The following is a 6,429-nucleotide window of genomic DNA, read 5'->3' as shown; positions in this document are numbered from 1 at the left end:
ACACTCGTAGCCTAAAGGCTACAACTGCGTTTCATCCCCGGCTTAAAAGACCGGGGTTCTCACGCGACGCGCTATAGCGAAAGCCAAAGAAGCATGGAAACAAGCCGAGGCTACAGAACCCCGCGCCGAATCCGTGTATTACAATCAGTCTGAAGATTTAATTACGATCGAACTGAAAAACGGTGCTATTTTTTGTTTTCCTCCCAAGCTGGCACAAGGGTTAGAAGGCGCTTCACCAGAACAGCTTGCTGATGTTTGGCTACCTCCTTCCGGTAGCAGCGTGCACTGGGAAAGCTTAGATGTTGATTTTGGTATTCCCGAACTTATCGCAGGTATTTTTGGGACAAAATCTTGGATGGCTGATTAACTTCTTAGTCTCGCGTTGCGCGGACTTCGTTTTTGTAGTAGCGGTTTCAACCGCCGAGTAATTTCAAATCCCCGACTTCTGGGAGAAGCCGGGGATTTCGTATGCTATTCTATGCCAAATCAAACAGCAAAAATTCAGCATCTGCCGTAGCTTCAATCACCACCTCAGCCTCGCCGCTAACCGCCGCAGCGTCGCCATTTTTCAAAGGCAAACCGTTGAGCAAAACCGAGCCGCGAGCAACTTGCACCCAAGCATGGCGATTCGGCTGCAAAGCATGAGAAACCCGCGAGTCTTTATCCAAAACAGCCGCATACAAATCAACATCTTGATGCACTTTCACCGCACCGTCTCTCGCATCTCGTGCCGCCACTAAGCGCAGTTTTCCGTGCCTTTCTGCTAGGGGAAACTCCCGCTGTTCGTAACTCGGCTCCAAGCCTTTTGTATCGGGTAACAGCCAGATTTGCAGCAAATGAACTGGGTCTGTTTGCGAGTTATTGAACTCGCTGTGCTGGATACCCGTACCTGCACTCATCCGCTGCACTTCACCGGGTTTAATCACTGCACCGGTACCCAAACTGTCCTTGTGTTCTAATGCTCCTTCTAATACATAAGTAATGATTTCCATGTCGCTGTGTCCGTGAGTGCCGAAACCTCTGGCGGGGCTAACGAAATCCTCATTAATTACCCGCAAAGAGCGAAAATTCATATAATTTGGATCGTAATAGCCGGCAAAAGAAAATGTGTGGTAACTGTCCAGCCAACCGTGATTAGCGTGTCCTCTTGCTTCACTTTTTCTGACGGTAATCATTTTCTGAATCCTCATCCGATTTTAGATTTTAGATTTGCGATTTTAGATTGGGAAGGACTGATGAAGCTCGTGGTTTAGAGTACAAGCCTACAGTTCCATTTTTTTGGGGAACTGGTATCAGTGAAATTGATTGGGTATTTCTGAGATATTTCTACTTTAAACCCAGTCAAGCTATTATGGAAAGTACGCACTTAAAAGTGCGGTACTTACCAAAAAGATACTATGCAAGTCCAAGAAGTAAAGGTCGATCGAGCAAATTGCCCTGTAGAACGCACTCTAGAGGTGATTGGCGGGCGCTGGAAAGTCTTGATTCTGCGGGAGTTGTTTCAAGGAGTGAAGCGCTTTAACGAGCTGCAACGAGCTGTCAACGGCATTACTCAGAAGATGCTGACGCAGCAACTGCGCGAAATGGAATCAGACGCAATTGTCCATCGGGAAATTTACCTGCAAGTGCCGCCGAAAGTTGAATATTCGCTAACCCCTTTGGGCGAAAGTCTCAAACCGATTATTAATGCCATGCACGAATGGGGAATTCAGCATATTAGCGAAGATAGAGAATGAGCGGTTTCTCTATGGTTTTTTTCCGTCTTCCGGCAGATTTCAAATTTGTAACCTAGTTCAACAATCATAATATGAACAACATAGAGCGTCTCGCCACCCTCAACCGCATCCGCAAACTCAGTCGCCTGATGGATACCGCCATTGGCATCCCCGGCACTAAATTTCGCATTGGTTTAGACCCCATTATCGGTTTAATTCCGGGTGCTGGGGATATCGTCGATACCGCGTTTTCCGCCTACCTAATTTATTTAGCAACTCGATTCAACATCCCCCAAAAAACTCTAGGTAAAATGATTTACAATATCGGTCTAGAAGCCGTGGTTGGTTCAGTACCTTTAGTAGGGGATATCTTCGATGCTTTTTATAAATCAAACATGAGAAATCTGGCGCTTTTAGAAGCACACCTCGAAGCAGTTGAACCCGAACTAGCCGCAGTTGCAGAACCTATTCCTGAACCTATTAAATTGTAGGGGCGGGTTTCACCAACAATAATTGTAAATAACCAACAGTCTCTCAAACTCGCCCCCATCAAACGAGAAATCCCCGCGCCTATTTTTTGCATTTAAAATGAAGGGGCGGGTTTCACCAACAATAATTGTAAATAACCAACAGTCTCTCAAACCCGCCCCCACCAAACGAGAAATCCCCGCGCCTATTTTTTGCATTTAATATAAATCAAGGTTGATGTGGATTATTTGTTAGTGGGGGCGGGTTTCTTAGATTGTTGATATCTGGCCGGTATTATTGGTAAAACCCGCCCCTACGAAATAATTACTGATGGCGTTTAACAGCTTCCACCAAAGCAATAACATCTTCTTCTTTAGTATTAAAAGCCGTCACCAGTCTAACCGTACATTCATCCCACCGATAAAACAGAAAACCCTCAGCTAAAACCGCTGTAATTACCGATTCGGGAAGTTGAATAAAAATCTCGTTTGCTTCAACTCGATGGCAAAACTTCGCTCCCTCAACTCCCGCCAAACCTTGGGCTAATTTGGCTGCCATATTATTTGCACGAGCCGCATTTTTTAGCCACAAATCATCCGTTATATACGCTTCCAACTGTGCAGACAAAAACCGCATTTTCGAGAAAAGATGCCCGCTGCGCTTGCGGTAAAAAGGGAAAGTCTTTGCTAATTCTCGATTAAAAAAAACCACAGCTTCCGCAGCCATCGCGCCGTTTTTTGTCGCTCCAAACGATAGAATATCCACACCGGCGCGCCAAGTAACATCAGCAGGGGAACAGCCAAGACTGGCGACTGCATTGGCAAAGCGAGCTCCATCCATGTGCAGGTGCAAATTGTGGCTGCGAACCACTTCCGAAATGTGGGAAATTTCCGCTGGATTGTAGACTGTGCCGGCTTCCGTTGCTTGAGTGATGCTGACGGCGGCGGGCTGTACGTGATGGACGACACCTGCACCAGCGCGATCGAGCTTTTTTCCTAAATTCTCTGCGTCTATTTTACCATGATTTCCTGTTAAGGTCACTAACTTTGCACCGCCTGCAAAAAACTCCGGCGCGCCGCATTCATCTACATTAATATGAGATTCCGCGTGACAGTAAACAGCCCCGTAAGGAGGAGTAACAACCGCAAGGGCTAGAGAATTAGCAGCAGAACCTGTTGCTACAGGGAAAACAGTCACCGATGTCTCGAACAAATCCGAAAATTTAACTTGCAAACGCTGTGTATATTCATCATCCCCGTAAGACATCACAGCACCGCAATTAGCCGCTGCAATCGCCGCCATAATCTCCGGCGAAACCCCGGTTGCATTGTCGCTACAAAAATTCATTAGAATAATTGGTAAATAGAATCTATAATATAACTCAACACTCAACAGTCAACACTCAAGCATTAAACCAAGAGGAAGAATTATGGCAGAATACCGCCAAATAGAATACCGCATCGGCAAAGACGGCAAAATTACCGAAACCGTCCTCAACGCCACTGGTTCGAGTTGCACCGAAACCACCGCTGGAATTGAAAAAGCGCTTGGAAAAGTAGAATCTCAAGACTTGCTGCCAGAATACTACCAAGGCGAAGAAAATTTGAGCGTTGAACAAGCGCAGACTTTAAAACAAGTTTAGCAGAGTTAAAGATGTTTGATATCCTGGGTACAACAGTTGATGTAACAACAGTGCCTGCGTTCAGCATCGCGCTAGGTGTGGGGGGCGTTTTTCTAATTTTAATCTACCTTTATGCTGCATCTGAGGCGGGAGATGCGATCGAGTTTAAGTACGATACAATTCTGCGGGAACGCATGAATCAGCTAGACATTCTCGATTGGCAAGACTTAGGCGAAAAAGCAGGCTTAAGTCGTTTTGGGGTGCGCTTAGTGCGGCAGGGAGACGTGGGAAAACTCACGCTAGACCAACTGAGGCGGCTGGCAACAGTGCTGAATTTGAATTTTCAAGAGTTCGATCGCAATTTGAGCGCGCTGCCAATATCGGCTACAATCACAACTAATCCCAGCGAAATAGAAGAATTGAGGCAGCAGTGTTTCCGGCTGCGATCGGAATTGCAGCAGCAAAAAGCTCAACTAACTGCCGATTTTCGCCGCGCTACCTTTGAACAGTTGCAAACTTTGTTAACCAACTATCCCGCCGCCCGCAAAATGGCAGAAGCTAAGCCGGATATGCCAGCCAAAAATCTCTCAGCTTTGTTTACTCCCTTAGAAAATCTCTTGTCAAGTTGGGGTTTTGAAACAATCGGTTCTGCCTGGGAACAAACTCCTTACAATCCGCAGTTGCACCAGCCGGATGTTGAGGATATAACAGAAGGAGAATTAGTTTATATTCGGTTTGTCGGCTATCGGGAGGGAGAGCGAATTCTTACTCCTGCTAAAGTTAGTCGCACCCTGCCAGGTGGCGTAAAAAATTAAGTAAGGGGCGCAATGCGACCCTAAAAATAGAGTAGATTCGTAAGTCATATAAAGTAAAGTTAGCTGCACCACCCTGGGCCGCATGAAAAATAAAATCTAAAATCTAAAATCTAAAATCACCATGACTACAGTTGCCATTGACTTCGGCACCAGCAACACGGTTGTCTGCATTCTCAACCCGGATACGCAAACACCAGAAACTTTGAGATTGGGCGAGATGTCCCGCATTTTTAAAACGAAGAATTTGAGCGGAGATGTTCGAGAAATATCTGTAGTGCCGACTTTAGTTTTTGTGAAAAATGCGGAAGAGTTGGTGTTGGGAGAAAAAGTGCGATCGCAGCGTTTGGGCCAATCCCAGCCAGACCGTTTTTTCAAAGCTTTCAAACGCGATTTAGCAGCCGATTTTCAGCCCCCGCCCCGCAATATCGACGGCGACACCTACACAGCCGAATCAGTAGCAGAACAGTTTATCAAAACTATTTGGAAACAATTATATTTACAAAATATACAGCCAGAAAAAATAATTTTTACAGTACCAGTCGGAGCATTTGAGCGATATCTAGATTGGTTTCGCGACTTAGGAGAAAATTTGGGAGTTGCGGAAATTCAGGTAATAGATGAATCCACAGCCGCCGCCCTGGGATATGCAGTAAAACGCCCCGGATCTCTAGTTTTAGTAGTTGATTTTGGCGGCGGAACTTTAGATTTAAGTTTAGTCCGTACTGCTGTAACCTCCCCCTTACCCCCCCGAAGCTTGGAGAGGCTGGGGGGGGTGCGTGCCGAAGTATTGGCAAAATCGGATGCTTATGTCGGCGGCGAAGATATTGACATCTGGATTGTCGAAGATTATTTGCGGCAAATTAGTTCGTCGCGGGCAGAAGTCGGCGCAGTTGGCTGGCAAAATTTATTAGAAATAGCGGAAAAATTAAAAATTCAACTTTCTCAAGTTAATGAGGCTAAGGAAAGCTGGTTTGACGATGAAAATTTTATGTCTTACGACTTGCAGCTAAACCGAGACAATCTTGAGGAAATTCTGGAATCTAGGCAGTTGTTAGAACAGTTGCGACAAGCTTTAGATGAAGTGCTGAGTATTGCACAGGGAAAAGGTATCGGCAAAGCAGATATCGAACAGGTTTTGCTGGTAGGAGGAACTTCTCTAATTCCGGCTGTATCTAATTTAGTGGTTTCGTATTTTGGGCGGCAAAAAGTCAAAGCTGACAAGCCGTTTGAAGCGGTGGCGCACGGTGCTTTAGCCTTGACACAATTAGCGAGTGTTGAGGATTATTTGCGCCACAGCTATGCAATTCGCCTCTGGGAACCTTACGCTAAAGCTTATGCTTATTCGCCGATATTTACCAAGGAAATGAAGTATCCCTGTCAAAGTTCCGAAGAGTTGACGCTGCAAGTGGCAATCGAAGGGCAAAGGGAAATTCGGTTAGATATTGGGGAAGTTGCGGAGGTATCGCAAGCGGAGGTTATTTTTAACGAAAAAGGGCAAATGACGAGCAGCTTGCTCAACAAAAAAACGGATTTTCGGTCTCTGGAAAGCCACCACCAGCAAGTTTGCGTAGCGCATTTGAATCCGCCCGGGGTATTGGGAATTGACAGGGTTTCGGTGAGTTTTGAGGTGGATGAAAGGCGGGTTTTGTTGGCGACGGTGCGGGATTTGGTGACTGGTAAGGTGTTGGTGGAAAAAGGGGCGATCGCCAAACTGCAATAATGATAAAATTTTGAGTAAGTTTTTTCACTAAGATAAGACTCGACGATTGAAATCGCCACTACACAAACTTTTGTCCCTGCTGAAGGGGAG

At 45.8% G+C, this 6,429-nt stretch carries 8 protein-coding genes; 6 read left to right on the top strand and 2 right to left on the bottom strand.

What is annotated here, in order from left to right; all coding sequences use genetic code 11:
• Positions 1 to 133 precede the first annotated feature (133 nt).
• Positions 134 to 367 (top strand): DUF2442 domain-containing protein, encoded by a 234-nt coding sequence (locus tag QUA80_RS18975; protein WP_333426656.1) that lies wholly within the window; start codon positions 134 to 136, stop codon positions 365 to 367.
• 109 nt (positions 368 to 476) lie between these two features.
• Here the strand turns inward: QUA80_RS18975 and QUA80_RS18970 are convergent, their stop codons facing one another.
• Positions 477 to 1,175, bottom strand: a complete 699-nt coding sequence (locus tag QUA80_RS18970) for a pirin family protein (protein ID WP_333426660.1) — start codon at positions 1,173 to 1,175, stop codon at positions 477 to 479.
• A 222-nt stretch (positions 1,176 to 1,397) separates the two neighbouring features.
• Here QUA80_RS18970 and QUA80_RS18965 point away from each other — a divergent pair, with 222 nt between their 5' ends.
• Both QUA80_RS18965 and QUA80_RS18960 read left to right on the top strand, forming a co-directional pair.
• Positions 1,398 to 1,736 (top strand): winged helix-turn-helix transcriptional regulator, encoded by a 339-nt coding sequence (locus tag QUA80_RS18965; RefSeq protein WP_190737105.1) that lies wholly within the window; start codon positions 1,398 to 1,400, stop codon positions 1,734 to 1,736.
• Positions 1,737 to 1,807: 71 nt separating this feature from the next.
• Positions 1,808 to 2,206, top strand: coding sequence for a DUF4112 domain-containing protein (locus tag QUA80_RS18960; RefSeq protein WP_333426655.1), 399 nt, complete (start codon positions 1,808 to 1,810; stop codon positions 2,204 to 2,206).
• Positions 2,207 to 2,507: 301 nt separating this feature from the next.
• Here the strand turns inward: QUA80_RS18960 and QUA80_RS18955 are convergent, their stop codons facing one another.
• Positions 2,508 to 3,530 carry a low specificity L-threonine aldolase gene (locus QUA80_RS18955; protein WP_333426654.1) on the bottom strand — a complete coding sequence of 341 codons (1,023 nt, stop codon included), beginning with the start codon at positions 3,528 to 3,530 and terminating at the stop codon, positions 2,508 to 2,510.
• An 82-nt stretch (positions 3,531 to 3,612) separates the two neighbouring features.
• On the opposite strand from QUA80_RS18955, the gene QUA80_RS18950 reads away from it, so the two are divergent.
• From QUA80_RS18950 to QUA80_RS18940, 3 genes are all read left to right on the top strand, one after another.
• Entirely contained in the window at positions 3,613 to 3,825 is a 213-nt protein-coding gene (locus QUA80_RS18950) for a DUF2997 domain-containing protein (protein WP_333426653.1), read from the top strand.
• An 11-nt stretch (positions 3,826 to 3,836) separates the two neighbouring features.
• On the top strand, positions 3,837 to 4,619 hold the full coding sequence (locus QUA80_RS18945; RefSeq protein ID WP_333426652.1) for an XRE family transcriptional regulator: 783 nt from the start codon (positions 3,837 to 3,839) through the stop codon (positions 4,617 to 4,619).
• Between the two features lie 121 nt (positions 4,620 to 4,740).
• Positions 4,741 to 6,339, top strand: coding sequence for an Hsp70 family protein (locus QUA80_RS18940; RefSeq protein WP_333426651.1), 1,599 nt, complete (start codon positions 4,741 to 4,743; stop codon positions 6,337 to 6,339).
• Positions 6,340 to 6,429: the final 90 nt, after the last annotated feature.

This window comes from Microcoleus sp. F4-D5, from assembly GCF_036704885.1.
GTDB lineage: Bacteria > Cyanobacteriota > Cyanobacteriia > Cyanobacteriales > Microcoleaceae > Microcoleus.
The sequence above is the reverse complement of the archived record's forward strand: the minus strand, read 5'-3'. Positions and strand labels throughout refer to the sequence as shown.